Raw genomic sequence first — 26610 nt, forward strand, 5'->3', positions numbered from 1 at the left:
AGTGATGCTCTTTGTTGTGCTATTAAATCTATTTAGACATTCTCATCGTTAATTCACTTACTCCAATAATCACAAACGGAAGAATGTAAAATTGAGGCTGCATTATCGCACATGCTGTCACAATAATTGCTTGTACAATACTTAATTGACGGAGTAACTTTGCGACTGCCTGCTTTCTCGTATCTCGTGGAATCGGATAAAGCATGTCCATTCGGAAATCCCCTGCCGACATTAATGCATATTTAAGTTGTAAAGTCGTTGCAAATGCCAATGCCCCGACTACAATCCATGTTACAAACGGAATTGTTATAAACATAGCAATAATCGCCGAAATAACCGTTAGACGTACCCATAGATAGAAATGGTCATCTGTTCGAATAAATGTACGGTAAATTAAGAAAGCCTGTGTATTTTCCTTTTTAAAACTAATCGCCTTATAAGCAAAATCCAACCAAGCACGGCGTTTAACCGATCCCTTTAAATGCGGGACATCTGTGAAGTAATTCGCAAAACGATAGAAACGCATCATGCGATTTTGTTCCAGTTTAATAAAATGTTCATATGGTACTGGATTATTCTGCATTTTTTTCTGAAGCGTGATGTTATAAAATACGAGCATAATCAGGAATACGATACCGATAAAACCGTTTGTTAGCATCATTTGAATTGCCAAAATTGATACGACCATCCGGACAACCCGGTCCAACCCAATTGAGTGACCACGGTTCACATATCTATAATGGAATTCACCTCGCACATTAAACCACTTCAAGATTGCTATAAATAATACATTCATCCAAATTTCTGCAGCAGAAAGTTCAGTTACTGCCTTTAATAATGGAATCGCTATAATACATAATACAACCGGAATCAAAACTTGCGACCAAAATGTCCAGTTCATCGCTTTTTTAAAGTAGCCGGGCATCTGACTTTCTAGTGGCAATAAATATACTTGATCCGGCTCTTTTATTAATGTTACTGGTCGGCTCAATGCAATCAGTGCCCCAATCATTATGGCAATAATCCACTCAGCCGGGAAATCTGTTGATACTACTTTTAGCCATTCACTGTATTGATAGCCTCCTGCGCCAGCAATAAAAACGAGGACAATGGCTATATGCCCCGTAAAGACGAAGCGCATATATTTCATTACTTCGCCTATGTAATGCTCAAAGCGCTTAGCCCATACATTATGCATGTTGTTCATTGTCCTGCTCCTTTGTCATCGCAATGTACAAGTCATCCAATGTTGCAGTCGGCATGTTGAAAGCTTTCCGTAAGTCATCCATCGTCCCCTGTGCCCGTACTCGTCCTTCGTGCAGGAGGATGATGCGGTCACAATGCTTTTCGGCAGTAGACAAAATATGTGTCGACATTAAAATCGATGCTCCTGCACGCTTCTTTTCATCCATTTGATCTAGTAATGATTGAATCCCTAGTGGGTCCAAACCGACAAAGGGCTCATCGATAATATAAAGGCTTGGATTAACTAAAAATGCACACATAATCATAACCTTTTGACGCATCCCTTTTGAGAAATGCGATGGAAACCAATTTAAACGCTTTTCCATGCGGAATTCCTTCAATAGGCTTTCAGAACGGTCATTTAATGTCTTTTCATCTATTCCATAAGCCATTGCTGTTAATTGTAAGTGTTCTTTCAATGTTAGTTCCTCGTAAAGGACAGGCGTTTCCGGAATATAAGAAAAACTAGAACGATATTTATCCAAATTCTCCTTTAGTGTCACGCCATTCAAGCGTATTTCCCCAGAACGTGGTAAGAGTGTACCGATTATATGTTTAATTGTCGTACTTTTCCCGGCACCATTTAATCCGATTAATCCAACAAGCTCACCTTTTTTAATTTCAAATGATAAGTCTTTAATTACAGGTTTTTTCGTATAACCACCTGTTACATTTTCTAATTGTAAAATTGTCACAGTCGTCACTCCTCTTTTCTAAATTCAGTTTATCAAATGCTCATGAAGTTGAACACTGAATGAATCAGCCAATTCTTTATACGTTTCATACAAATCCTTTACATAAAGTAGTTTTCAAAATAATCTATGATAAAATAAAGAAAAATAATAGAAAAAGGAGAGAAAAAATCCGATGAACGATTGCTTATTTTGTAAAATTATTGCTGGTGACATACCAAGTTTGAAAGTTTATGAAGACGATCATGTATTTGCCTTTATGGATATTGCCCCATTAACAAAGGGTCATACATTACTAATTCCTAAAACGCATTGCAAAGATTTATTTGAAATGCCAGAGGAAGTTGCACGCAATTTATATGCAGCTGCTCCAAAAGTGGCGAATGCGATTAAGGCTGCCTTTAATCCAGTAGGTATGAACACGATCAACAATAATGGTGCTGCTGCAGGTCAGACCGTATTCCATTATCATCTTCATCTCGTACCGCGCTATGACGAGACAGATGGCTTAGTAGTTGAATGGAACAGTCGTCAACAGGATTTCCAAGCGGATGTACTAGCAAACCTTTCAGAGCAGATTAAAGCACAGTTATAGTTTCATCTAACGATACCAGCATCTTCTCCATACAAAATGCTGGTTTTTGTATGAATTATTTTTCCTCTCCATCCTAAATCCTGTTTTAAATGTTTATTGGTAGATGGTTTTGGAAAAAGATTTGGATAAAGAAATATTAGGAAAAGTGAGGGAATCATTATGAAAGTTAAATCATTTCTATTAGGGGTCACAACAGGAATTGTCAGCGGTGCTGCAGTCATTTTATTTTCCACACCACAATCAGGTACTGAATTAAGAAAGAATCTTATTGCCAATACAAAAAATGTTAAATCTAAGTTACAAGAAGTACAGGGCGAACTGAATAATGTAAAACAATCCATTACAACATTAAAGGCAGAAGCCCAGAATAATATGCCTAGTATAATAAATGAATTAAAAGATAATTTCACAACTTTCAAAACAGAAATCGAACCAGAAACAGCATTATTAAAACAAGAAATTGAAAATTTACAGAATTCTATAAGTGAAATCGAGAAAAATATCCCTTCAAACAAAAATAATGTACAATGAACAGCTATTCACTCGTAGTTATTTAGACCTGCTATCTTTTACAGAAATAGTTAATTAAATCCTAAAATTATCTTTTTGTAGTATATTTCAAGCAATGTTCAATTATTCCATTTTTCTAACTTTAAAGTCTTTTCTTTTATTGCTATAATATTTTTAAAATGATAATGAAAGAAGAAGGTGATTGCTTTGACAGAAGATTTATACTCACAAAGAGAGGCTATGCTGTTCAGCCAAAGAGTCGCACAGCTATCAAAAGCTCTTTGGAAAGCTATTGAAAAAGATTGGCAAACATGGATTAAACCTTTCGATTTAAACATTAATGAACATCACATTTTATGGATTTCATATCATTTGAAAGGCGCTTCAATTTCGGATGTAGCTAAATTCGGCGTCATGCATGTATCTACTGCTTTCAACTTTTCAAAAAAATTGGAAGAGCGTGGATTACTCACTTTCTCAAAACGTGATGAAGATAAACGTAATACATATGTCGAGTTGACTGAAAAGGGCTCTGAACTGATTTTACGTATGTATGACCACTATCACGATACAGAGCATTCTATTTTATTGGGTGCATTGCCATTAAAAGAATTATACGGGAGATTCCCTGAGTTTTTAGATGTAATGGCTGTTATTCGCAATATTTACGGCGATGACTTCATTGAAATTTTCGAACGCTCTTTCTACAATTTCAAAGAGACGTTGGACGATTCAGGAAAACCGAGTATACCGACTACTTAAATAAATCAATTAGAAAGAAATGCCGTCAATTTAAATTGGTGACATTTCTTTTTTCTTTCATTATAGTTAGTTTAATGTTTAAATCTTAATATTTAATGGGAAAATAAAGTAAATCGTTATCCATTTTGTTTTAGGGGGGGTAACATGCATTGTTGGAAAACGATTAATATTGAACGTGAATACGGTACAACACGCTTATTTTTATTGGGAATTACCATTTTTGTACTGGTTTTTTGCTTTTCTTACATTGCATTTAGTTTTAATTTTAATGGTAAGCATATTGATCATTATTTATGGTTAGTTTTTTTAGTAATTCCGTTTCTTTATCCTTTACACAAATTTTTGCATTATCTTGCTTTATTTCAATATAAAAAGTCACTTATACTTCGTTTGAAGATTAAATACTATTTTATTCCAGTTATTCAGATGCGCTTAGAAAATGGCATCCCAAAAAGATCTTATCTTTTTGCACTTGTCACGCCTTTTATCGTAATAAATGCAAGCTTAATATTTGGGGGCTTTTCAATTCCCCAATACGCACATTATTTTAGCGGACTGCTTGCTTTACATTGTAGTATTTGTCTTATGGATTTTTTATATGTGAAAAATTTAATGTCTGCACCAAACAATGCTATAATTGAAGAGACGCCTAGAGGCTATGAAATTTTAGTACCACTTGATTTATAGTTTTTATTGATGCTTTAGAGGGGAGGAATAAATTTGTTACTACTTGTTGTCATCTTATTTTCAGTAATATACTTATTCCAAATAAATCGAATGACTGCTGCATTATGCAGTCGCCGTGAAATTCCAGAAGAAAAACAACCAAAAATTTTCCGTACGATAAATGTTTTAATTACAATTTTACTCGTCAGTTTGTATGTTGAAGTGCTGCTGGCTGTCTAAGTCGTTCCACATTCAATTGAAAAGTGGTAAAAATCGTAAAATACGATTTTTACCACCTTTTTTTTTAGTAGATGAATGCTGCGCCTACGATAATTAACAAGATAAATAAAACAACTAAAAGCGCAAATCCAGAGCCATAGCCGCCGCCGTTATAACCTCCACCGCCCATACTTGCCACCTCCTTCCCTTGCTTTCCTAATTATCGTATGCACTAACGTTCATAAAACTTAGGCTCTTTTTTCCATGGAACCATTTTTGTTTTTATTTCGTTTATGTTATAGTTACATTTGCATAAAAGTTAAGTTAGGGGCGTATTAACATGAAAAAAACTCTTTTCGCATTAACAGTTGCAGCTTCAATTGGTTTAGCTGCGTGTAGTAATCCTGGAGATGAAGTTGTCGTATCCACAAATGTAGGCGACATTACTCAAGAGGAATTTTATAATTCAATGAAAGACATTGCAGGAGACCAATTATTACAACAAGTAGTAGTTGAAAGAATTTTAAACGATAAATATAAAGTAACAGATGAAGAAATTGAAGAAGAATTAGCTACTGTAAAAGAGCAGTATGGTGAAGGCTATGATGCTGCATTAGCACAGAGCAATTTAACGGAAGAAATGCTAAAAACAAATATCCGCTTCACTTTGTTACAACAAAAAGCTACAGAAGATGTTGAAGTAACAGACGAAGAAATCCAAAAATATTATGACCAAGCTTCTCAAGAATTAAATGCTCGCCATATTTTAGTTGAAGATGAAGCAACTGCAAATGAAATTATCGAAAAGCTAAATGCTGGTGAAGATTTTGCGGAATTAGCTAAAGAATTCTCAACTGATCCAGGTTCTGGTCAACAAGGCGGAGATTTAGGTTGGTTCACTGTTGGTACAATGGTGCCTGAATTCAATGATGCTGCTTATGCATTAAAAGTTGATGAAATTAGTAAACCAGTTCAAACTCAACACGGTTTCCACATCATTCAAGTACAAGAAAAACGTGCTGTAAAAGATTACGGGACACTTGAAGAGAAAAAAGAAGAAATCCGTGAGTCAATCGTTGCAACAAAAGGTGATTGGAACGCAAAAATGGCGGAGTTAATTAAAGGCGCTAAAATAGATGTAAAAGATGAAGATCTAAAAGACGCATTTTCTAGCTTTACTGCTGAATAATTTCTACATGAAAAATGCGAGACCCATTTCCAGACGGGTCTCGCATTTTTTAGTTTTTCTTTACGAATTCAGATTTTAGTTTCATCGCACCAAAGCCATCAATTTTACAGTCAATATTATGATCGCCTTCCACAAGACGAATGTTTTTAACTCGAGTACCGATTTTTAGCGTCGATGAGCTCCCTTTTACTTTTAAATCTTTAATAACTGTAACGGTATCACCATCTGTTAAAAGGTTCCCGTTAGCATCTCGGACAACTAACCCTTCTTCTACTTCCACCGATTGGGACCACTCATGCGCACATTCAGGGCACACGTAATTTTGTCCATCTTCATACGTATACTCCGAGCCACATTCCGGACACTTTGGTAATTGTTCCATTTCATAAAACCTCCAGTCATTCATCTTCTCTATACTGGCATAAATCAAACCTTTAAACAAGTTCATGGCTGGTCTACTATCACACCAATATAATTAAATGAACTTTTAAATTTATTAATACTATTTCCCCTAAACCCGAACATTCGTATTTCACATTGTACAAAAATGCTTATATATGTAGTTAGTTATTCTCATTTATGCCTTTTGGAAAAATAATTTAATGAATTTTCACACATTAATATAAAAAGAGTATATTATCTACTTATATGAATTAACTAACATAAGGAGTGTTTCCATTGACGATAACAACAAAACGCGCATATAACTTTAATGCAGGTCCATCAGCATTACCACTTGAAGTTTTACAAAAAGCACAAGCAGAACTGGTTGATTTTAAAGGTACTGGCATGTCAGTAATGGAATTAAGTCACCGAAGTGCAGCATTTGAAGAAGTACATAATGAAGCAATTGCACGTCTGCGTAAGCTATATGAAATACCTGAAAACTATGAAGTATTATTTCTACAAGGTGGAGCAAGCCTACAGTTTTCCATGATTCCAATGAACTTCTTAAAAGAAGGTCAAAAAGCAAGCTATATTCAAACTGGTGCTTGGTCAGAAAAAGCTTTTAAAGAAGCGGCATTATTCGGTACACCAGTTTTAGCGGCAAGTTCAAAAGAGAATAACTATAAAAATATCCCTGCTCTTTCAGACATCCAAATTGATCAAGAATCTGCATATGTTCACTTAACATCAAACAATACAATTTTCGGTACTCAGTGGAAAACATTCCCTAACACAGGTAATATTCCATTAATTGCAGATATGTCTTCTGATATTTTATCGAAAAAAGTAGATGTTTCAAACTTTGCAATGATTTATGCAGGGGCACAAAAAAACCTTGGTCCATCTGGTGTAACAGTAGTAATCATTCGTAAGGACCTATTAGAAAGTGCAAATTCTAACATTCCTACAATGTTAAAATACACGACGCATTCTAAAAATAATTCTTTATACAATACACCCCCTACTTTCGGAATTTACATGTTAGGTGAAGTTTTAAAATGGATGGAAGAACAAGGTGGTATAGAAGTTATAGAGCAACGTAACGAGGAAAAAGCAAAATATATTTATGATGCAATCGACAACTCAAATGGCTTCTACTTTGGGCATGCAACAAAAGAATCCCGTTCACTGATGAATATTACTTTCCGCGTTGCTGACGAAGAGCTAGAAAAGAAATTTTTAGCTGAAGCAAAAGAAGCCGGATTCGTTGGTTTAAATGGTCACCGTTCTGTAGGTGGCTGCCGCGCTTCTGCATACAATGCTGTACCGGTAGAAACTTGCTTGGCTCTTTCAGAATTCATGGTTAAATTCCAGCAAGACAACCAATAAAATTTACTAAAGTGAAAATGCTCCCTAATATCATGGGGGCATTTTTGTCTATAGGGGGGTAGAATGTTGAAAAAATGGCATTATAGTTGGATTATATTAGCTGTCACGTTTATATCTATTATTGTCGCTGGTATTATCCGCTCATCCGCTGGGGTATTCATTAATCCTTTTGAGCAGGAGTTTGGCTGGAGTCGCCCCTCTATTTCGATGGCTTTTGCTGTATCTTTATTTTTATACGGATTTTCAGGGCCTTTTATGGCTGCATTCGTTGAAAAGTACGGCTTAAAGCGTATGATGCTTGGATCAATGACATTACTTTCCCTCGCATTAGCCAGTACCTTCATCATGCAAAAAGAATGGCAACTTATACTTATATGGGGCATTATGATGGGCATCGGCTCTAGTTTATTCTTAACTGTATTAAGTACACAAGTCGCAAATCGATGGTTCGTTAAACGAAGAGGTCTGGCAGTAGGTATTTTAACAGCCGCAACCGCTACTGGACAGCTGATATTATTGCCGGTACTTGCTGCATTAGTTGACCGCTATTCGTGGCAAGCAGCAATTGCTTTAATTTTTGTATTAAGTCTCTTGATGATCATCGTCATCTCCATATTTATGTACAGCTATCCGATTGAAAGAAAAATCGCTCCTTATGGTCATGATGGTCTAGTAGAGCCGGTACGCTCGACAGGAAACCCTTTTGCTATGGCAATAGCTTCACTTATTGAAGGATTGAAGGCAAAGGAATTTTGGCTATTGGCTGGTAGTTTTTTCATTTGTGGTTTATCGACAAGCGGGTTAATAGGGACTCATTTTATTTCATATTGTATTAGCTTTGGTATCCCTGTCGTTACAGCAGCCGCAATGTTGTCCTTTATGGGGATATTTGATTTAATCGGTACTACATTATCAGGCTGGTTATCGGATCGTTTTGATAATCGCTGGCTTTTATTTTGGTATTATTCTTTAAGAGGGCTTTCATTACTTGCACTTCCCTTTGCACTTGACACAGGTTCCTATGCATGGCTAATGATTTTCGCCATTTTTTATGGGCTTGATTGGATTGCAACTGTCCCACCGACAATTGGTTTAACACGTCAACGTTTCGGTATAGAAAAAAGCGCTATGATGTACGGCTGGATGGTGGCATTTCACCAAGTAGGGGCTGCAGTAGCTGCCTACTACGGTGGAGTATTCTACAGCGCATTTGGCTCATACAAAATGGCCTTTTTGCTGGCAGGAGGATTTTGTTTCCTCGCAAGCCTATTCGTTATTCTTATAAAAAAACAACCGCAATTAAAAGAAGCATGAGCCAAGGTTTGGCTCATGCTTTTTCTTATATCGTTGGTTTGTAAAATGAACGATTGTCCAATGGGAATAAGCGCTCTGTAAATTCACCTGGTTTTGTTTTATCCAAGGCACGTGTAAGCATATTCATTTTCGCATCAATATTATCAATGTAATGCAATATTTCTGCTTCTTGAATCATAGGCTTTTTAGGGCTACCCCATTCTTCTTTTCCGTGATGGCTCAACACTAAGTGCTGCAGTAACATCACTTCTTCACCTTCTATTTTTAGCTCATGTGCAGCTTGACCGATTTCATTGACCATGATCGAGATATGGCCAAGCAAGTTCCCTTCCACCGTATACATTGTACCGACAGGACCACTTAATTCAATCACTTTACCAACATCATGTAAAATCACACCCGCATATAGCAAGTCCCGATTCAATGTTGGATATAAATCACAGATCGCTTCACTTAATTTCAACATTGAAACGACATGATCAATTAAACCCGATGCATAATCATGATGGTTCTTTGTAGCTGCTGGGAATATGATTAATTGATCTTGGAACTTTTTCACGATATAGCGTGTGAGACGTGAAATATTGGGATTTTGAATTTGGAAGAAATATTGATTTAATTCTTCAAATAATTGCTCTTTCGGAATAGCGGATGTCGGCAGTAAGTCGCTGATCTGAACACCCTCTTCTTCACGTGTCGGGCGAATTTGTTTTACTCGTAACTGGTTCTTTCCACGATAATCGTGAATTTCTCCACCGACTTTAACAATTACCTGAGCCCGATATAAATTTTCATGTTCTTCATTTGTATCCCAAAGCTTTGCTTCAATATCTCCACTTCGGTCTTGTAAAATGAGTGACATGAATGGTTTACCAACTGTCGTTACACCTTTTTTTGCTTCTTTAATAAGTAAATATTGATCTACTTGGTCACCCGGTTGGAGTTTTGTAATTCCATTCACAAGCAATCTCCCCTTTATAACTCTATTACAATTTATTGTAACATGTATATGCAATACTTATCGATTAAAAGACTATATTCCTGTTCATCTAAATGACATTACTTTCGTCTTTTTTCTACAAAACAAGCTTTATTTCGTGAATTATCCGAAAATTTCTAGTATAATTATATTATCTTGCTTATAAAGGGTGGTTTAAATGGAGAATTATCGTTTTACTGCATTTGAGAAAACAGGGGAAACTTTATTCGATGAAGTATGGACTTTTGCAAACGATGACGCTGCAAAAATCGATGGCCAGAAGCAAATCGAAGAAAAAGGTATTGCTGAAAAAACTCACCGATTAGTAAACTCATCTGGCAAATTAATTTTATTCCACGTGTAAACTACCGTACATAAATCGGAGGTGCCCTATAATTTAGGGCATTTTAATTTTTCTTTAGAAATTTATGCTTAAAAAAACCACCATTTTGCTGTTCAACAAAGTGGTGGATTTTTCATTGCTAATTATTTTCCTATAAACTGTGGCATACGCTTTTCTACAAATGCCTTAATGCCTTCTAAATGATCTGTAGTTTGTCGCATCTTCACTTGTCCCTCTGATTCGCCCTTCAGAATTTCATCCAATTGGTCAAGATTAGAAGCATGCAAAATACATTTTGTTTCAATCATTGCTAGAATTGGAGATGCCAGTACTTTCCCAACGAGCTGATCAACTGTTTCTAATGCCGTCCCATCTGGACAACTATAATCAATCAGACCTAACGCTAGTGCCTCATCCCCATTCATTACTTTCCCTTCCCAAATCATTTGCTTAGCTTTTACTGTACCAAGACGTTCCTTCATAAAGAAGTGGCCGGCACCATCCGGTATTAAACCAATACCGATAAAGTTCATCGCCAGTTTACTTGATTGTTCTGCAACAATAATGTCACTTCCTAATGCCAAACTAAAGCCTAGCCCAGCAGAAGCACCATGAATTTGTGCAATTGTAATCATCGGAAGCGTGTAATATGCTCTGACTAAACGTGCAATATCATCCATTATCGTACCAAAATCAGAAAAATCATTCGAGGCAACCATCCTCTTCACATCGCCTCCTGCTGAAAAGACTTTCCCTTCTCCTTTAATTATCAGAATTTGGACGTCCTTTTCATTATGTAATGCTTCGAAGCAGTCGGCCAATTCCCGCATCATTGTAAAATCCATTGCATTCATCGCATTCGGACGATTTAATGTTAAAGTTGCTTTTCGTTCTGCTATTTCCAATTTAATCGTTTCAAAGTTCATTTCCATACACCCCTTATAAATGAATAATCATTCATTTCGACATAACTTAGTGATATCCCTTTAATTTTCCAAAACCAATATTAATAAAAGTTTGTGCGTTTGGCTCAAGCTCCATCACACTGTATGTTTTAGCGCCTGATCTTATTACATTTAGGTCATACTCGAATACTTATGGGAAACAGCTAAATATTTTCCTACTTGCAAGCCTGTAAACAAGCATCCCCCTAAAAATGTCCCTTCTAATGAGCGATAGCCATGGACGCCTCCACCACCAAATCCACTCACTTCACCAGCAGCGAAAAGTCCTGGTATAGGATTTCCTTCCTCATTAAGTACTTGCCCGTTTAATTTTGTTTGTAATCCTCCTAATGTTTTTCGTGTCAAAATATTTAAGCGTACCGCAATTAATGGCCCTGCTGATGGATCCAAGATTTTATGAGGTTTTGCAGCACGAATTAATTTATCCCCTATATAATTTCTTGCACCATGTAATGCTGTAATTTGTGCATCTTTTGTAAAGGGATTTTCAATTTCCCGATCTCGTGCCAAAATCTGGTCTTTAATATGCAGGAAATCGAGTAAATCATTCCCTACAAGTTTATTCATACCTGCCACTAAATCTTTTAAACTATCGGCAATTACAAAATCTTCTCCATGATCCTTAAAATCCTGAATTGCTTTTGGCGGTCCTGGTAAAACACGTTTCAACACATCTTTAATACTCTTTTTTGTTAAATCCAGATTTTGCTCTGAACCCGATAAAGCGAATTCTTTTTCGATTATTTTTTCAGTTAAAATAAACCACGAATAATCATATCCAGTCTTCTGTATCGCTTCAAGGGTACTTAATGTATCAAATCCTGGAAAGTTCGGAGCAGTAAAACGGTTTCCTAATGCATCAAACCACATTGATGAAGGGCCAGGTAATATGCGAATACCATGATTATTCCAAATAGGATCCCAGTTTTTTAAACCTTCCGTATAATGCCACATACGATCTCGATTGACGATGCGACCACCAGCTTGTTCAGTAATTTCCAACATTTTTCCGTCTACATAGGCAGGTACTCCCGACACCATGCTGTTTGGTGGTGACCCGAGTCTTGATGGCCAATTTTGTTTCACTAACTCGATATTTGCTCCAATTCCGCCACTTGCCACTACTACTGCATCTGCCATATACTCAAATGAATCTACTATTACTCTAGAACTTTCTTCACCTCTTCGAATAATGCTATTTTCCAAAACATTTCCCCGAATACCTGTAATAGTCCCATCTTCAGTAATCAGCTCTGTGACTTGATGCCGCGGCAAATAGGTAATATCCCCTTTTTCAGAAGCATTCAACACTTTATTTGCAAACGGTTCTACCAATGCAGGACCTGTCCCCCATACGATGTGAAAGCGCGGAACAGAATTGCCATGCCCCCCTGCTAAAGAGCCGCCTCGTTCTGCCCAACCAACGACCGGGAAAAAATTGATGCCTTGGGATTTTAACCAGTTGTATTTCTCTCCAGCAGCAAAATCGATATATGCTTTTGCCCATTCATACGCCCAATGATCCTCGTCCTCTAAACGGTCAAAGCCTGCCGAACCACGCCAATCCTGCCATGCAAGCTCTTTATTGTCTTTAATCCCTAACCTTCTTTGCTCAGGGGAATCAACTAAGAATAATCCACCAAATGACCAAAATGCTTGCCCACCAATTGAATTAGCCGGCTCCTGATCCACAAGCAGTACCTTTTTCTTCGCGTCAATTAGCTGACAAGCTGCCGTCAATCCAGCCAACCCTGCTCCAATAACGATTACATCATAATGCATATTTTACTCCCCCTTTATATGTACATATGTATTACCATTTCGAGTTATTTTACATTTCACCTTCTATTTATTTTCCAATTAAAAAATACGCTTAATTTTAAACGTGACAAAATTATGTCACAAAATAAAAAATAAATTTTAATGATAATTTTTAAATGCTATAAATTTTCTGTAAATTCAATTAAATCTTATTATATCAACATCGTTAGCGCTTACATAGGGAAATTATAAACCCGAACATTTTATTGATAATTAATCTAAATAGTTCGCTTTAAAGGTGTTATTTATTAAACATAAAGAAAATTACTCAAATTATTCTAAAAACTCCGTTGACAAAGGTGAACAATCGGGTTTATGATGTTATCAACTTAAACACAGCAAAATATAACGATAGAGACATGCTTTTCGAATGTATTACCAAAGAGAGCTGATGGTTGGTGTAAATCAGTGTATGCTTCGAATTCGCTCCACTCTTGAATAGAATAGCTGAAATTTATCAGTAGGTTATTCCGTCCCATGCACGTTACGCATATGGATAAGGTTGTACATATATTTTTTTAAATATTATGGCAACGAATAAGGGTGGTACCGCGATTTGTTTAATGAATGCCTTTCGCCCCTTACGTTACACGTAAGGGACGGAAGGCTTTTTTTGTTGAATCATTTCAGTAAATTAATAAAGAAATTAGAGGAGAGATTTTATTATGACAACAGAATTAATCGAACAAGGCACAAAAACAATTAATGTATTTATTGCAGATCCGCTTAGTGATGACGGTATTTTCCCATTACGTCAAGAAACAGAACTAAATTTGAATATTATTGTTGATACAGGTTTAGCACCTGAAGATTTAATGAAAAAAATTGTAGATGTTGACGTATTGCTTGTTCGTTCTCAAACTACTGTTACACGCGAAGTAATTGAAAAAGCGAAAAACTTAAAGCTTATTGGTCGTGCTGGTGTAGGTGTTGACAACATTGATTTAAATGCAGCAACTGAACATGGAATTATCGTTGTAAATGCTCCAGATGGTAATACAAACTCTGCGGCTGAACATACAATCGCCATGATGACATCACTTGCACGTTTTATTCCACAAGCGTTCAACACATTAAAAAATGGAAAATGGGATCGTAAATCTTATGTAGGTGTAGAGCTTAAGAATAAGACACTTGGTGTTATCGGTATGGGACGTATCGGGGCAGAAGTAGCCTATCGCGCTAAAGGCCAACGCATGAATGTTATCGCATATGATCCATTCTTAACGGAAGACCGTGCTAAAGAATTAGGTATTACAAAGGGTACTGTGGATGAAGTATGTGCGGCAGCTGACTTTGTAACAGTTCATACGCCGTTATTACCAGAAACACGTAATATCATTAACAAGGAACGTTTTGCAATTATGAAAGACGGTGTTCGCATTATCAACTGTGCGCGCGGCGGCATTATTAACGAAGATGATTTATACGATGCTATTGTCGAAGGTAAAGTAGCTGGTGCTGCACTGGACGTATTTGTTCAGGAACCGGCAACAGATCATAAGCTATTAACATTGCCACAAGTCATTGCTACACCTCACCTAGGCGCATCTACAGTAGAAGCGCAAGAGTCAGTTGCAGTTGACGTATCTAACGACATTATTAAGTTCTTTAAAACAGGTACAGTAACAAACCCTGTAAATATGCCGTCTATTCCAAAAGAAAAGCTTGCAGAAGTTGAGCCATTCTTCGCATTAGCAGAAAAGCTTGGAAAGTTTTTAATTCAAGTTACTGAAGAAAGCATTCAACAGTTAAATATTTCATACGCTGGTGAAGTCGCAAACTTTGATGTTCGCCCATTAACGGCAAATGCCATTAAAGGACTACTTTCTACAAACCACGGCTCTCACGTAAATGATGTTAATGCACGTTATTTAGCTGAACGTATCGGTATTCAAATAAATGAACATAAAACAACAACAGCAAAAGGTTTTACAAACTTAATTACAGTTGAAATCGTTACAGAAACTGAAACACATACAGTAGCAGGGACTTTATTAAATGGTCTAGGTGCCCGCATTGTAAAAGTTGAAGGATTTGTAGTAGACGTTATTCCAAACGGTAATCTTCTTTATATTAAAAACCAGGATAAACCAGGTTCTATCGGACGTGTCGCTACTAAATTAGCTGAAAAGAATATCAACATTGCCACAATGCAAGTAGGACGCGACCAAATTGGCGGATCTGCTGTTATGATGCTAGTTGTGGATAATGAAGTGACTACAGAAGATTTACTGTTCGTAGCACAGCTTGAAAATATTGATGAAGTAAAAGCTATTTCTCTTTAAACTTAACTACGGGGCTTTGTTAAGGTAAACATTACCTTTAACAAAGCCTTTCTTCGTACTAACTAACTTTCAGGGATAACCCCTTTTTTATTTTCATAATTTCATTTACAGTACATATGTTTAAATGTAATGGTATCTCTTTGTTTTAATTCAGTATAAATTAATTTAAAGGTTTTAGAGAAAGTGAATTAATCTACACTATTCCTCCTTTCTACTTTCACTTTACTCGCGCATTTTTATATTACTAAAGGGGAATTAAGTTGAAAAAAGTATTCAATTTTTATTTTTTGATTTTTTGTTTAATTGGCTTTTTTACAGTAAATGTCGAAAGTACTTCCGCTGCTCCTTCAGCCACAATTAAACTAACAACGATAGAAACCGAAGTATTAAAAGAAAATCGGCAGGAAAAAATTATTTCTCTATCAAAGGCGACCCCTATTATCGTATTATCTGAAACTGAAGGTTGGACTAAAATTCAGTACAAAACGGTAATCGGCTTTATAAAGAGTGAGTATTTAAAATCGGTTTCTCCCCAGTACATGCTCGTTAAATCCCAAAATGAGCCTCTTGTCCGAGTAACGAATAAACAACACAGCGGGTCTATCGGAAAACTTTATTTAAATAGTATTGTTGAACTGTACGGATCTAACTCTACCGATTTTGTTTTCATAAAATACGGTGGTCTGGCAGGGTATGTAAATAAGCATGCTCTCATAAAGCCTACAGGAAAAAAGATGAAGGTAAAAGCCTCTAAAGATTTAGTAGTCCGATCTATTGCTAGCTCATCGAGTGATGAAATAGGGACTTTACGTAAAAACAGTAATGTCACAATGTTAACTAACTTAAAGGGCTGGGCGTTTGTCACATCTGAGAGTCTATCTGGCTATGTGCCTATGAGTGGCTTAACAACTCCTGTACAAAAAGCTGTACCTCCGAAGCCATCCAAACCTAAATCGGCACAACCTGTGAAGGGAAAAAAAATTGCTTTAACATTTGATGATGGTCCCCACCCGAAAGTGACGAGGCAAATATTAAAAACACTTGATAAATATAACGCAAAAGCTACATTTTTTGTTATTGGCCAAGAAGTGGTGAAGTACCCTGAAGTTTTAAAGGAAGTATATGAAGCAGGCCATGAAATTGGCAATCATACATACAATCATGAAAAGTTGACAACATTGTCTCAAAAAGAAGTGAATCATCAAATTCAATCAACTGATGAGTTAATTAAATCTGTTATAGGTAAAAATGCAACGGTTTTCCGTCCGCCTTATGGGAGCTATGATGAAACCGTTATAAAGCAGTTAAAAGTGCCAAGCGTAATGTGGACAATTGATACACTGGATTGGAAACACCGCGATCCGGAAAAAACGGCGCTTGCTATAGAGGAACAGGTAAACAACGGTAGCATTATATTAATGCATGATATTCACCAAGCAACTGCAGATGCATTAGAAACAATACTTATAGATTTACAAATCCAAGGCTATACATTTGTGACAGTTTCAGAATTACTAAAAAAGTAATGATTTGAGTTGTTTAATAAAATAATTAAAAAGCATCGCAAACTATGGAAAAATTTGCGATGCTCTTTATTGTGATTCCTGTATATTTTAATTGAATGACTTTAAATGTAAGAACGTCAATTGCTGATTCATCGTATCTGACTGTATTACCTGCAATGCTTGAGTAGAGAAGCCATTGTTTTGTGTTACAGCCAATGCTGCAATTACAACTAAAAACAAAACACCAACTGCAATAAAAGCCGTTAAAGTCCGGTGCGCCTTTTGCATCTCGATATTGGAGTGCTGTCTCTTTTTATTACGTATGAGTTGGAAAAAGCGGTCTTCATTTTTAGGTAAAGTAAGTACATGTTCGCAAGTTAAACAAAGGTTTGCCGTATGATGAGCTAATATTACTCTATTCACTTGGATAGATTCATTTGTACGGTTACAGTTTTCACAGCGATATGTATTAGCATTTCCCATAGGAAGAACCTCTTTCATTAGTTTCTTATTAATTATGATAACATAAATAATCAGAAAATTCATTCTTATGTACGAAATAAAGAGGCTGAGACATAAGTAGAATTTTCTTTTTATAAGGAAAATAATCTTATTAAGAAGTTGATACTCTATGAATTGATTGGAGTGAAGGGGCGACTCCTGGGGGAACCGCACGACGCCTGAGACTACAGGCTCAGGCCGTGCCCCCGGAAAGCGTCCCCGTAACGGAAATCAATTTTGCCAGAAGCAGAAAACTATCTATTTCTTTTTTGAAAAAATAGATAGTTTTCGTTTTGTCACAAGCTCTTCAATTTTATATCGACTTTAATAACTGTAAAAACTCAGTTAATGATGTAACTTCAAAAGTTGGCACTACATCGGGGTTTTTAGGTTTGTTTTCACGGTTAATCCAAACGTTCCGCATACCGACACGAGATGAACCTAAAATGTCCGTCATTAAGTTATCACCCACCATAATGGCTTCATCATTTGTTAAACCTGCTTTATCCATAACAAATTCGAAAATAGAAGCATCTGGCTTACCTTTACCAAAGTCTCCTGAAATAACGATATGGTCAAAATAAGGGACAATTTCAGGTGTAATCTCCAACTTTAAATTTTGTAGGCTTGGTGCCCCATTTGTAAGTAAAATTAACTCGTATTTCCCTTTTAATTGATCTAACACCTCAAAAGTATCTTCATAGAAAAACGGGGCTTTTTTACGTTCTTCAACAAAACGCTCTCCAAGTTCCGCGCCTAGCTCAGCATCTTCAATCCCAACTGTCGCTAAACCGTTTGTCCAAGCCTGGGCACGATATGCAGGCACAATTTCCTTCATCTGTTGAAATTGTGGTGTAGGGTCATCAAATGTCCCCCAAAGCCCCTCAAAAGGGTTTATTCCGATTAAGACTGTGTAGTCGTATGTAGGATAGCTTTCATACAATCCACGAGCCGCTACTTTAACCGCCTCTTCCAATTCTCGGGAGTCTACATTTTTTATAGTTGCTGCATAGTCACACGTTTTTTCAAATGCCGTTTTTACAGATTTTTGATCAAATAATAAAGTATCATCTAAATCGAATATAATTGTTTTAATTGCCATTGTTATGCTCCTAAAATTAATATATGTACTCATATATTCTACCATATAGAAGCGTATAGTTTCCGATACTTTTTGATTTTTCTAACTTTTTAAAACAACTGTTACCGTACTGTGCTTACTGATTCTTATTCCTTAATTGCTCTAATAAATTGTTAACACGCTGTTTTTGATCAGCTGTTTCTTCCGGTAATAATTTAATCGTATACGCAAAGCCATCATCTTGAATTTCTACAATGTCCCCTTCTTTCACCTCTACTGACATTTCATCACGGTGGATTAAAAGTTGGTCCGTTTCTTGAGGACGTTTTAAAAAAATTGCATAATCTCCTTCAAATCGATCCAGCGTATATTTATTTTCATTCACTACAATCTCCCCCTTCGCTTTATATACTTTGACTGTTTAAAATTACAAAAGTCTCTTCACACGCACCATTACTAACAAGCTAACTTGGATACTGCTTCGTGCATTTGGCAATGGGATTCACCTCGTTGCCCCCCTCAATACACTGCTGTGTATCTATTTCATATGATACCCAATCTGGTGTGATGACAATCGTTTCCTGTTTCTCCACTCGGTAAAAACAACAAATAGCACATACCTCAGAAAGTGGCTGTGCTATTTGTATAGGACCTAACTAATCAAGAATATAGCTCCTCTAAAATAGCTATTTTCTTTGCAATTGATTCTTCAAATGTCAAAATGTATGCGGCAGGATCTTTCGGATTATGGAATTGTGTAATCTTGCCTGTTTCAGGATGCACAAACTTAGAGGATGCCCCACAGCCAATACCTAAAATTGTTTGCACTTCTTCCATAATGACTATATTGTAGATCGACTCTTCTTTCGGTTTACAATAGCCAACATTTTCTAAGTTACCTAGAATATTTTTCTGGCGGTATAAATAATACGGTACATAGCCGTTTTCAGCTGTCCATTCTGTTGCCATCTGCATCATTTCCCCAACTGTCTCACGGTCGGCAACTTTATACTTATCCTTATTTCGAGTCATTTCGGAAGCACGTTTAAAGCTCAGTGTATGAACAGTTAAGCTTTCCGGTTGCATTTTAGCCGATTCTTCCAAAGAATGTTTAAATTCTTTAATGCCTTCGTTCGGTAAGCCGATAATCAAATCCATATTAATATTGTTCATACCGGAATTCCGTGACAGCCAAAACTTCTCTACTGTTTCTTCAACAGTATGATGACGGCCAATCGCTTTTAATGTTTCTTGCGTATAGCTTTGTGGGTTAACGGAAATACGGTCAATGCCCCATTTTTTCAGCACTTCGATTTTTTCCGGTGTAATTGTATCCGGGCGTCCTGCTTCTACCGTAATTTCACGAATGGACTCGGGATTCGGGAATGCATCAAACATTGTTTTATATAATGCATCCATTTCATGCGCCTCAATAGAAGTCGGTGTGCCCCCACCCCAGTAAATCGAAGTAATGCGCATATTTTTTTCTGTCAGCCATTTACCCATTTCACGTAGTTCAATGTGAAGGCCATCGATAAATTTCTCTACGCGTCCTGCCTTACGATTTGATTGGATCGCATAGGCCGGGAATGTACAATAAGCACACATTGTCGGACAAAACGGTACCCCAATATAAATTGAAATTTCCTTTCCAAGCTCATCCAAATCAGGAATAATCGTAAGTTGACGCTCAACAATCGCTTTCATCAATGCGATCTTTTGATCTGAAATTCGGTAATCCTCTTTTAGTACCGCGGCAATCTGCTCATCATTCATACCGGCTTTACGATATTTATGATAAAGCTTTGTTGGACGTACTCCTGTCAGTATCCCCCATTGCTGTACCATACCTGAATATTGTTCAAGTACATCAAGCATGACATGTGACAATGCACGTTTCATTCGGATATTTTGCTCTTTCTCAGTTCCTTCTGTCGTATACTGAATGGAATAATCACTCGTATATTCTTGACCATCCACTAAAAGTTTGGCATAAGTGGAAATCGTAAAATTTTCATCGATTGCTTTGTTAAATTCAATCGACATATCCGAACCGTCCTGCTCAATTTGAATAACGGAGTCTTCGTAAAATAAATTTGCTATATGATTAAGAACACGCGTCCAATCTTCTTTAAACTGCTCATTTATATGAATTGTTTTCATAACATTTCTCTACTTTCTTAATTTTAAATAATAAAAATCTATCTCATTGTAACAAAAAAACCTCTATAAGAGAAAAATGAATTATTACATATATTATTTGACACTTCTTATTAAACAAACTTTCACTTTTTAATTGCAAAACAAAAAAAGGCCTTTTGTCTTTTTATAAATTTTTACTAGATGCTTAGCAGGAATAAGTTGTTCATGTTCATTGATTTGATTGATTACTAGTCATCGTAGATATCGTATCTCACTTTATTTAAAGCGATGAATAAGTTGATTGGAGTGGAGGGACCGTGACTCCACCGGGAATAGCGCGCGCGGAAGATCCACTGAATTGTGCCTGCCGTTGTAGGCACAATTTAGTTAGCTGGAGCCGTGCCCGGGGAAAGCATCGGTCCCGCAATGGAAATCAACGGTTTTCATTAGTTAACTTTATTTTAATAAAAAAGACTGTAGGCAATCCCGAATTTCTTCGAGTTTGTCTACAGTCTGAGAACACAGTTTAACTGTGCTCCTCTTCCTTTTTATAGTCCATCATATAAAGATTGGATTGGCTGTGTAATAATACGATTAATTTCTTGAATCACTGCACTTAACGCCATTTCAGCTTCAAGCATTTCTAAAATTTTCACATTTTGTTGAGCAAGTTGCGCTGTTTTCTGTAAAAATACATATTCTTCTTCAGTAATCTCTTCACCAGCATTTTGTTTATCTTGCATCTTCAATTGAACATCACGGAAGTTTGTAAACAATACTTTTGCCTCTTCATCTTCACGTACTGTCTCTACTGCCTTTTGTAAATTTTGAAACTCATCAGTCTTGCGGAATGTTGTTTCCAATTTATTAATATCTTCATAAATATTGATCATGTAATAGTCCTTCTTTCTAATTTTAGTTCGTCATAAAGACGATTAACGCTTGAATGATCCCGACAAGACCACCTATAATACCGCCTAGCCACGTAATTAATTTTAACTCTTTACTAATAATACCTAGTACGAGCTCTTCTAATTTGGCAATCGGGAAGGAATCTACTTGCTCACGGACAACTCCAGCTAAATTCAGACGTTTTAATACGTCTTCAAGTTTTCCTTCAGCAGCTAAAAATGCTTTATCCATTATTTTCGGTAGTAAATCATTAGAAGCCCACGCTTTCCCTTTTGGCCAATAGTCATTAATTGTTTTATCCAGGCGTGTTTCCAATGCTAGTGCATTTTTTGCATAGCTTTGGACATTAGCTTCAATCGTATCAAAATTCACATCATTCATAAAGTCCATTGCAGGACGATTTTTAATTTTTTCCCATTCTGCTATGAAAATACGGTGTAAAAGTGAAGCGGTCCCTGGCGCCTGTAGAAACTTTATGAGTTCCCGTTGCACTTTATCCACAAGTGATGAAGAATCCCCTAAAAACATCTGAATCATTCCACCAAAAGAGCCTTTCGTCGATAAAAAGTCATCCAGCATATTTTTGATTGTCATCGTACCTTCTGGTGACGAGAAATAATCTTCGCCCTTTTTCAAAATTTGTATGACCGCTTCATCAATTTTCCGATCCAATACCGGCTCCAAATCATCAGGTAATAACTCTCTAATTGATTTCGTAGATAATGTATTTTTCACGGAAATAAATTGAGTATGGATAATGTCATTGACTTTTCCCTCAACCGATTGTGGTAATTGTGTAAAACCTGCTAAGTGAATCCAATCATTAATTGTTTTTTCGTTTGTAAATACTTCTTGCGCTACTTTATTCTGTGCGAAGGTTAAAACATTTGTGCGTATTTCCTCAGATAAAAATTTCTTTTTAATCGTTTCAGGTGTCAGTAGGTACTCCGAAACTGTTTTTCCGAGCTGAATCGCCAAATCTTCTCGACGCTTTGGAATCAAGCCCGGCGTCAATGGCAACTTCCACTTTTTAAAGTATATTGGCTTATATGGTCTAAATAACATCTTAATCGCCATATAGTTTGTCGCTGCACCAACAGCAGCGCCTACAACACCAAGCAGGAATAATAACGAAATAAATTCTCCCATTTTGCTCACTCTTTCTTCAACATGTGTATGTTCTATTATTAATTTTTTAAAAGATAAATTGCAACAATGTACTACTTTCTGTACGATTAAATTGGGAGGGAAGTTTCATGATTCAACATTTTAGCTATAAACCCCTATTTGAAAATAGTCAAATACCGGGCTGGTCAATTAGTTTCTTCTATGAGCAGAATCGTTATGCAGCAGAGTATTATAAAGATGGTAGTATTCAATTTATTGGTGAAGGTCCTTCAGAAGACCAAAGGGAAAATATTGAAAAAGTGATTCATGAATTAATGCTTTTTCATGTATATGAATAAAAAATTAAAGAGGGAGCATCCGATTATTACTACTCGGATGCTCCCTCCTTTATGCGCGTTTCGAGCTAATCATAATTTAGTAGCTGGCTACGGGTATATGTATTTGCTGGCTATTTTTTATATTTCCCGTCTACTAAATTATCACTATCTACCTCTTCACATTAGCATAGATTTACTAAAATTTCAATTTTCTATTAATTCGATTGTATATTATTAAAATTATAAATAACGCTATAATTTCCCCATTAATTAAAAACAAATTATTTCCTCAAATTTCAAATTGAAAAATTGTTTTTTTTACGTAAATATTTTATGATTATATTATTAAATTTTTTTTAGGAGGTGTACTCTTTATTTGCCACGCTCATTTGCGCCGCAAATAGGGAATATAGTTGGACGTAGACATAGGAATCGAACTAACCATTAGGTTGATAGCATTTGCTATCTTAATTGCCGCTACGGCATTTTTCGTTGCAACTGAGTTTGCAATAGTTAAAGTAAGGACAACAAGAATTGACCAGCTCGTTGCAGAGGGTAACAAATCTGCAATTAGAGCAAAAAAGGTAATTTCAAACTTAGATGAGTATTTATCTGCTTGTCAGTTAGGAATTACGATTACTGCATTAGGACTAGGATGGTTAGGAGAACCGACTTTTGAAATTCTTCTTCATCCAGTATTCGAGTTCTTCGGCTTAAGCGGTAGTATCACATCTGTTCTTTCATTTATTGTTGCCTTCTCACTCGTAACGTTTTTACATGTTGTCGTAGGGGAATTAGCACCAAAAACTCTCGCTATTCAAAAAGCAGAAGCCGTAACATTAAAGCTATCTGGAGTATTAATTTTATTCCATAATATTATGTACCCTTTTATTCGTGCTCTAAACGGATCAGCACGTGCATTAACTGGACTTTTTGGCTTAAAAATGATTTCTGAATCTGAAGAAGCGCACTCTGAAGAAGAGCTTCGCATGATTTTATCAGACAGCTTCAAGGGTGGGGAAATTAACCATTCTGAATATGAATACGTAAATAGTATTTTTGAGTTTTCTGATCGTATTGCGAAAGAGATAATGGTACCTCGAACTGAAATAATCAGTATTGAAAAAGGTCAAACAATTCGCGAAGTATTTGAAGTAATGGGTATTGAACAATATACGCGTTACCCAATTACAGACGGTGACAAAGACCACGTCATTGGTCTTGTCAATATGAAGCATTTATTGACAGCCTATATTAAAGATCCAACAAATGGTGATAAGCTTGTCGAAGAATATATGCAACCCGTTATTCGTGTAATTGAAACGATTCCAATTAGTGATTTATTATTAAAAATTCAAAATGAACGTATTCACCTTGCCATTTTAATGGACGAATACGGTGGGACATCCGGTTTAGTTACAATTGAAGATATTATCGAAGAAATTATCGGTGATATTCAAGATGAGTTTGATGAAGATGAAATTCCTGAAATTCAGGAGATTTCAGAAAACCACTACATCTTTGATGCTAAAATGTTATTGCAAGATATGAATGATATTTTAGGGACAACAATTGAAGATGAAGATATCGATACAATCGGCGGCTGGTTTATGACACAGCGTTTTGATATGCAAGTAGGCGATACAATCGATGAACAAGGCTACCAATTCAAAGTTACCGAATTGGACGGCCACCACATCTTATACTTAGAAGTAACTAAGCTTCCCAATTCTGAAACAATAGACGAAGAAGTATAATTCAAAAAGAACGCACCTTTTAGTAAGGTTGCGTTCTTTTTAATTTATGAACTTATCCATCGTTCGTTTCCGTTAAATTATGCTTCACAGCGTAAAGAGCTGCCTGGGTACGATCCTGAACTTGAAGCTTTGTAAAAATGTTAGAAATATGTGTTTTCACAGTTTTTTCTGTTACATAAAGTGATGATGCAATCTCTCTATTGCTTTTCCCTTTTGTCAATTCAGCCAGTACATCCTTTTCCCTTGGTGTAAGCGGATTTAAAATATGAGGCTTATTTTCGTCTTCTCGAAGCCCTTCTTCTAACTGTGATGTAGCTTCCGGATGAATTGTATTTTCGCCGCGCATAATTTGCCGAATCGACTCTACTAAATCATCTGGCTCAATATCCTTTAATTGATAGCCTGATGCACCAGCTTCCATCGCCGGCAGCACATGGTCCTTATCCGAAAAACTTGTGAGCATAAGTACTTTCGTATCTGGCCACTTACTTTTTATTTTTTTTGTCGCCTGAATACCGTCCATCTCTGGCATGACCAAATCCATAAGTACAATATGCGGTGCAAATTTCTCTACCAGCTCAATTGCTTCTAGCCCGTTTTTGGCTTCCCCTACAACTTCAATATCTTTTTGTGTTTTTAAAAAGAATAATAGTCCTCTGCGTACAACATGATGATCATCTGCAATTAATACTCGTATCATCGAACTCCCCCTAGTATGGTAAACGAATTAATAACTCTGTCCCTTTTCCGATCTCACTTACCCAATCAGCGGTCCCACCTACTGCATGAACCCGGTCAATGATTGACTGCAATCCAATTGAAGGTATATGGCGATGAGCCTCAATATTAAAGCCCTGCCCTTCATCTTTAACAACCAGTAATACATCCGTAGCTGTTACGCTAATATAAATTTCTGCTTGTGTAACGCCAGCATGTTTACGCACGTTATTTAAGGCCTCCTGCGCAATTCTAAATAGCGTTTCTTCTATTCTTGAAGGAAATTGGATAACACCTGAAACATTGACCGCCAATTTCAAATTCAGCATTTCAGCATATACTTTTATCGCTTCAATGAGTCCACTTTCCAATCCTTTTGGACGCAATTGCCATATAAGTGCACGCATTTCCGTCAGGGCTTCTTGTGTAAGCTGTTGGATATCTTTAAACGTTTCCTTAATATCCGGCTGCTCGCTCATTTCAATCCCTGCTCTTGCAGTTAAAGTTACCGAAAAGAGCAACTGATTAACAGAATCATGTAAATCACGAGCCAAGCGGTTTCGCTCCTGCACAAGGGCAATTTCCTGCTGTTCATTTGTTAAATATATGCGCTTTATCGCAGAGCCCATTTGAAATGCGACTGATTCCAGTAAGTCCAGATCCTCATCGCTAAAGCGTACTGTATTTCTCGATGCAACATTTAGTAATCCAAAACGTTCCTGACCGGATTGCAATGGTACTGTCGCATGATGTGTAATGTCGCTATGCTCGCCAACATTCGCTTCTATCGCGCTTTCAATTCGTTGGCACTCAATAATATTCGAAGCTTTTTCCAGTTCCTCATTGCGGAAGCGTGAAACACACCAGCATCCACCGCGCTTTAAATGCTGACAATCATTGTAGCTAAGCGCATCCGGTAAGTTTTGCTTCACTACAAGCTCCGATTTTCCTCTTTCATCAATAAAGAAAATCCAACCCGTTTCAAATTTTGTTCCACTTAAAAATTTTGAAAGTGCCCCATTTAACATTGGAATCATTTCGGTCTCTTCATTTAATAACTCTGCAATCTCTTTCAATATTGCAATATTCGAATGGTCTTTTGGCATTCTGACTCTTCCTTTGCATCATTCACTTTTCTCTATCATACCATTTCATTTAATCAGTTCGCACCGCTACACACCTCATA

The 26610-nt window shown here is 36.6% G+C and carries 27 protein-coding genes, 1 pseudogene and 1 other annotated feature; of the genes and pseudogenes, 13 read left to right on the forward strand and 15 right to left on the reverse strand.

The window, feature by feature from the left end; all coding sequences use genetic code 11:
- Positions 1 to 28: 28 nt before the first annotated feature.
- Both NYE67_RS17175 and NYE67_RS17180 read right to left on the reverse strand, forming a co-directional pair.
- Complete coding sequence (locus tag NYE67_RS17175) at positions 29 to 1207, reverse strand: ABC transporter permease (protein ID WP_340726139.1); 1179 nt, start codon at positions 1205 to 1207, stop codon at positions 29 to 31.
- Positions 1191 to 1940, reverse strand: coding sequence for an ABC transporter ATP-binding protein (locus NYE67_RS17180; RefSeq protein WP_340726140.1), 750 nt, complete (start codon positions 1938 to 1940; stop codon positions 1191 to 1193). Before NYE67_RS17180 ends, NYE67_RS17175 begins: the two co-directional genes overlap by 17 nt.
- 166 nt (positions 1941 to 2106) lie before the next feature.
- On the opposite strand from NYE67_RS17180, the pseudogene NYE67_RS17185 reads away from it, so the two are divergent.
- The 5 genes and pseudogenes from NYE67_RS17185 to NYE67_RS17205 form a co-directional block, all read left to right on the forward strand.
- A pseudogene (locus tag NYE67_RS17185) lies at positions 2107 to 2532 on the forward strand (HIT family protein); the annotation flags it as partial.
- 159 nt (positions 2533 to 2691) lie between these two features.
- Positions 2692 to 3063, forward strand: a complete 372-nt coding sequence (locus NYE67_RS17190; RefSeq protein WP_340730682.1) for a YtxH domain-containing protein — start codon at positions 2692 to 2694, stop codon at positions 3061 to 3063.
- Positions 3064 to 3243: 180 nt separating this feature from the next.
- On the forward strand, positions 3244 to 3804 hold the full coding sequence (locus NYE67_RS17195) for an HTH-type transcriptional regulator Hpr (RefSeq protein ID WP_191699875.1): 561 nt from the start codon (positions 3244 to 3246) through the stop codon (positions 3802 to 3804).
- A gap of 144 nt (positions 3805 to 3948) precedes the next feature.
- Complete coding sequence (locus tag NYE67_RS17200; RefSeq protein ID WP_340730683.1) at positions 3949 to 4491, forward strand: DUF3267 domain-containing protein; 543 nt, start codon at positions 3949 to 3951, stop codon at positions 4489 to 4491.
- A 33-nt stretch (positions 4492 to 4524) separates the two neighbouring features.
- Positions 4525 to 4710 carry a hypothetical protein gene (locus NYE67_RS17205; RefSeq protein WP_191699486.1) on the forward strand — a complete coding sequence of 62 codons (186 nt, stop codon included), beginning with the start codon at positions 4525 to 4527 and terminating at the stop codon, positions 4708 to 4710.
- A gap of 64 nt (positions 4711 to 4774) precedes the next feature.
- On the opposite strand, the gene NYE67_RS17210 is transcribed toward NYE67_RS17205, so the two are convergent.
- Positions 4775 to 4879, reverse strand: a complete 105-nt coding sequence (locus NYE67_RS17210) for a YjcZ family sporulation protein (protein WP_081483416.1) — start codon at positions 4877 to 4879, stop codon at positions 4775 to 4777.
- 150 nt (positions 4880 to 5029) lie between these two features.
- Here NYE67_RS17210 and NYE67_RS17215 point away from each other — a divergent pair, with 150 nt between their 5' ends.
- Positions 5030 to 5878 (forward strand): peptidylprolyl isomerase, encoded by an 849-nt coding sequence (locus NYE67_RS17215; protein WP_340726143.1) that lies wholly within the window; start codon positions 5030 to 5032, stop codon positions 5876 to 5878.
- A 49-nt stretch (positions 5879 to 5927) separates the two neighbouring features.
- Here NYE67_RS17215 and NYE67_RS17220 read toward each other — a convergent pair whose 3' ends face one another.
- Entirely contained in the window at positions 5928 to 6260 is a 333-nt protein-coding gene (locus NYE67_RS17220) for a zinc ribbon domain-containing protein YjdM (protein WP_191699484.1), read from the reverse strand.
- Between the two features lie 296 nt (positions 6261 to 6556).
- On the opposite strand from NYE67_RS17220, the gene serC reads away from it, so the two are divergent.
- Both serC and NYE67_RS17230 read left to right on the forward strand, forming a co-directional pair.
- Positions 6557 to 7654 carry a 3-phosphoserine/phosphohydroxythreonine transaminase gene (serC, locus tag NYE67_RS17225; RefSeq protein WP_340730684.1) on the forward strand — a complete coding sequence of 366 codons (1098 nt, stop codon included), beginning with the start codon at positions 6557 to 6559 and terminating at the stop codon, positions 7652 to 7654.
- 66 nt (positions 7655 to 7720) lie between these two features.
- Positions 7721 to 8968: an MFS transporter gene (locus tag NYE67_RS17230; RefSeq protein WP_340730685.1), complete on the forward strand. Its 1248-nt coding sequence runs from the start codon at positions 7721 to 7723 to the stop codon at positions 8966 to 8968.
- A gap of 25 nt (positions 8969 to 8993) precedes the next feature.
- Here the strand turns inward: NYE67_RS17230 and yhaM are convergent, their stop codons facing one another.
- Positions 8994 to 9929, reverse strand: coding sequence for a 3'-5' exoribonuclease YhaM (gene yhaM / locus NYE67_RS17235; protein ID WP_340726147.1), 936 nt, complete (start codon positions 9927 to 9929; stop codon positions 8994 to 8996).
- A gap of 196 nt (positions 9930 to 10125) precedes the next feature.
- On the opposite strand from yhaM, the gene NYE67_RS17240 reads away from it, so the two are divergent.
- Positions 10126 to 10311, forward strand: coding sequence for a YhzD family protein (locus NYE67_RS17240; RefSeq protein ID WP_191699479.1), 186 nt, complete (start codon positions 10126 to 10128; stop codon positions 10309 to 10311).
- 122 nt (positions 10312 to 10433) lie between these two features.
- Here NYE67_RS17240 and NYE67_RS17245 read toward each other — a convergent pair whose 3' ends face one another.
- Complete coding sequence (locus NYE67_RS17245; protein WP_340726148.1) at positions 10434 to 11216, reverse strand: enoyl-CoA hydratase; 783 nt, start codon at positions 11214 to 11216, stop codon at positions 10434 to 10436.
- 150 nt (positions 11217 to 11366) lie between these two features.
- Positions 11367 to 13037 carry an FAD-binding dehydrogenase gene (locus tag NYE67_RS17250; RefSeq protein ID WP_340726149.1) on the reverse strand — a complete coding sequence of 557 codons (1671 nt, stop codon included), beginning with the start codon at positions 13035 to 13037 and terminating at the stop codon, positions 11367 to 11369.
- A gap of 378 nt (positions 13038 to 13415) precedes the next feature.
- Positions 13416 to 13661, forward strand: a binding site (T-box leader).
- 80 nt (positions 13662 to 13741) lie between these two features.
- Here NYE67_RS17250 and serA point away from each other — a divergent pair.
- Together serA and NYE67_RS17260 are read left to right on the forward strand one after the other, a co-directional pair.
- Positions 13742 to 15364 carry a phosphoglycerate dehydrogenase gene (gene serA / locus NYE67_RS17255; protein WP_340730686.1) on the forward strand — a complete coding sequence of 541 codons (1623 nt, stop codon included), beginning with the start codon at positions 13742 to 13744 and terminating at the stop codon, positions 15362 to 15364.
- 260 nt (positions 15365 to 15624) lie between these two features.
- Positions 15625 to 16890, forward strand: coding sequence for a polysaccharide deacetylase family protein (locus NYE67_RS17260; RefSeq protein ID WP_340730687.1), 1266 nt, complete (start codon positions 15625 to 15627; stop codon positions 16888 to 16890).
- A gap of 87 nt (positions 16891 to 16977) precedes the next feature.
- Here the strand turns inward: NYE67_RS17260 and NYE67_RS17265 are convergent, their stop codons facing one another.
- The 6 genes from NYE67_RS17265 to NYE67_RS17290 all read right to left on the reverse strand — a co-directional run bounded on the left by NYE67_RS17265 (position 16978) and on the right by NYE67_RS17290 (position 22654).
- The gene (locus tag NYE67_RS17265; protein ID WP_340730688.1) at positions 16978 to 17352 is read right to left on the reverse strand and encodes a DNA polymerase III subunit delta; all 375 of its coding nucleotides are present in this window, start codon (positions 17350 to 17352) and stop codon (positions 16978 to 16980) included.
- 331 nt (positions 17353 to 17683) lie between these two features.
- Positions 17684 to 18472 carry an HAD family hydrolase gene (locus NYE67_RS17270; RefSeq protein WP_340730689.1) on the reverse strand — a complete coding sequence of 263 codons (789 nt, stop codon included), beginning with the start codon at positions 18470 to 18472 and terminating at the stop codon, positions 17684 to 17686.
- Between the two features lie 115 nt (positions 18473 to 18587).
- Positions 18588 to 18836 carry a DUF3006 domain-containing protein gene (locus tag NYE67_RS17275; RefSeq protein ID WP_340726154.1) on the reverse strand — a complete coding sequence of 83 codons (249 nt, stop codon included), beginning with the start codon at positions 18834 to 18836 and terminating at the stop codon, positions 18588 to 18590.
- Positions 18837 to 19111: 275 nt separating this feature from the next.
- Positions 19112 to 20614 (reverse strand): coproporphyrinogen III oxidase, encoded by a 1503-nt coding sequence (locus NYE67_RS17280; RefSeq protein ID WP_340730690.1) that lies wholly within the window; start codon positions 20612 to 20614, stop codon positions 19112 to 19114.
- Between the two features lie 527 nt (positions 20615 to 21141).
- Complete coding sequence (locus NYE67_RS17285; protein WP_340730691.1) at positions 21142 to 21486, reverse strand: YlbF family regulator; 345 nt, start codon at positions 21484 to 21486, stop codon at positions 21142 to 21144.
- A 22-nt stretch (positions 21487 to 21508) separates the two neighbouring features.
- Positions 21509 to 22654, reverse strand: coding sequence for a DUF445 family protein (locus tag NYE67_RS17290; protein ID WP_340730692.1), 1146 nt, complete (start codon positions 22652 to 22654; stop codon positions 21509 to 21511).
- A 107-nt stretch (positions 22655 to 22761) separates the two neighbouring features.
- Between NYE67_RS17290 and NYE67_RS17295 the strand changes: the two genes are divergently transcribed.
- The gene (locus NYE67_RS17295; RefSeq protein WP_340726157.1) at positions 22762 to 22971 is read left to right on the forward strand and encodes a YheE family protein; all 210 of its coding nucleotides are present in this window, start codon (positions 22762 to 22764) and stop codon (positions 22969 to 22971) included.
- 428 nt (positions 22972 to 23399) lie between these two features.
- Positions 23400 to 24707, forward strand: coding sequence for a hemolysin family protein (locus NYE67_RS17300; RefSeq protein WP_340727284.1), 1308 nt, complete (start codon positions 23400 to 23402; stop codon positions 24705 to 24707).
- Positions 24708 to 24759: 52 nt separating this feature from the next.
- Here NYE67_RS17300 and NYE67_RS17305 read toward each other — a convergent pair whose 3' ends face one another.
- Positions 24760 to 25407 carry a response regulator gene (locus tag NYE67_RS17305; RefSeq protein ID WP_191699467.1) on the reverse strand — a complete coding sequence of 216 codons (648 nt, stop codon included), beginning with the start codon at positions 25405 to 25407 and terminating at the stop codon, positions 24760 to 24762.
- 10 nt (positions 25408 to 25417) lie between these two features.
- On the reverse strand, positions 25418 to 26530 hold the full coding sequence (locus NYE67_RS17310; RefSeq protein WP_340726158.1) for a GAF domain-containing sensor histidine kinase: 1113 nt from the start codon (positions 26528 to 26530) through the stop codon (positions 25418 to 25420).
- Positions 26531 to 26610: the final 80 nt, after the last annotated feature.

The sequence above is a fragment of the Solibacillus sp. FSL W8-0474 genome (assembly GCF_038004065.1).
GTDB classification, from domain to species: domain Bacteria; phylum Bacillota; class Bacilli; order Bacillales_A; family Planococcaceae; genus Solibacillus; species Solibacillus faecavium.

Excerpts from the sequence above, each read along its gene's own strand:
- NYE67_RS17210 (WP_081483416.1), bottom strand. The coding sequence starts at position 4,879 with ATGGGCGGTGGAGGTTATAACGGCGGCGGCTATGGCTCTGGATTTGCG.
- NYE67_RS17240 (WP_191699479.1), top strand. The coding sequence starts at position 10,126 with ATGGAGAATTATCGTTTTACTGCATTTGAGAAAACAGGGGAAACTTTA.
- NYE67_RS17290 (WP_340730692.1), bottom strand. The coding sequence starts at position 22,654 with ATGGGAGAATTTATTTCGTTATTATTCCTGCTTGGTGTTGTAGGCGCT.
- NYE67_RS17285 (WP_340730691.1), bottom strand. The coding sequence starts at position 21,486 with ATGATCAATATTTATGAAGATATTAATAAATTGGAAACAACATTCCGC.
- NYE67_RS17200 (WP_340730683.1), top strand. The coding sequence starts at position 3,949 with ATGCATTGTTGGAAAACGATTAATATTGAACGTGAATACGGTACAACA.
- NYE67_RS17190 (WP_340730682.1), top strand. The coding sequence starts at position 2,692 with ATGAAAGTTAAATCATTTCTATTAGGGGTCACAACAGGAATTGTCAGC.
- NYE67_RS17245 (WP_340726148.1), bottom strand. The coding sequence starts at position 11,216 with ATGAACTTTGAAACGATTAAATTGGAAATAGCAGAACGAAAAGCAACT.
- NYE67_RS17220 (WP_191699484.1), bottom strand. The coding sequence starts at position 6,260 with ATGGAACAATTACCAAAGTGTCCGGAATGTGGCTCGGAGTATACGTAT.
- NYE67_RS17270 (WP_340730689.1), bottom strand. The coding sequence starts at position 18,472 with ATGGCAATTAAAACAATTATATTCGATTTAGATGATACTTTATTATTT.
- NYE67_RS17295 (WP_340726157.1), top strand. The coding sequence starts at position 22,762 with ATGATTCAACATTTTAGCTATAAACCCCTATTTGAAAATAGTCAAATA.
- NYE67_RS17280 (WP_340730690.1), bottom strand. The coding sequence starts at position 20,614 with ATGAAAACAATTCATATAAATGAGCAGTTTAAAGAAGATTGGACGCGT.
- NYE67_RS17265 (WP_340730688.1), bottom strand. The coding sequence starts at position 17,352 with ATGGGAAATGCTAATACATATCGCTGTGAAAACTGTAACCGTACAAAT.
- serA (WP_340730686.1), top strand. The coding sequence starts at position 13,742 with ATGACAACAGAATTAATCGAACAAGGCACAAAAACAATTAATGTATTT.
- NYE67_RS17250 (WP_340726149.1), bottom strand. The coding sequence starts at position 13,037 with ATGCATTATGATGTAATCGTTATTGGAGCAGGGTTGGCTGGATTGACG.
- NYE67_RS17175 (WP_340726139.1), bottom strand. The coding sequence starts at position 1,207 with ATGAACAACATGCATAATGTATGGGCTAAGCGCTTTGAGCATTACATA.
- NYE67_RS17310 (WP_340726158.1), bottom strand. The coding sequence starts at position 26,530 with ATGCCAAAAGACCATTCGAATATTGCAATATTGAAAGAGATTGCAGAG.
- NYE67_RS17215 (WP_340726143.1), top strand. The coding sequence starts at position 5,030 with ATGAAAAAAACTCTTTTCGCATTAACAGTTGCAGCTTCAATTGGTTTA.
- NYE67_RS17305 (WP_191699467.1), bottom strand. The coding sequence starts at position 25,407 with ATGATACGAGTATTAATTGCAGATGATCATCATGTTGTACGCAGAGGA.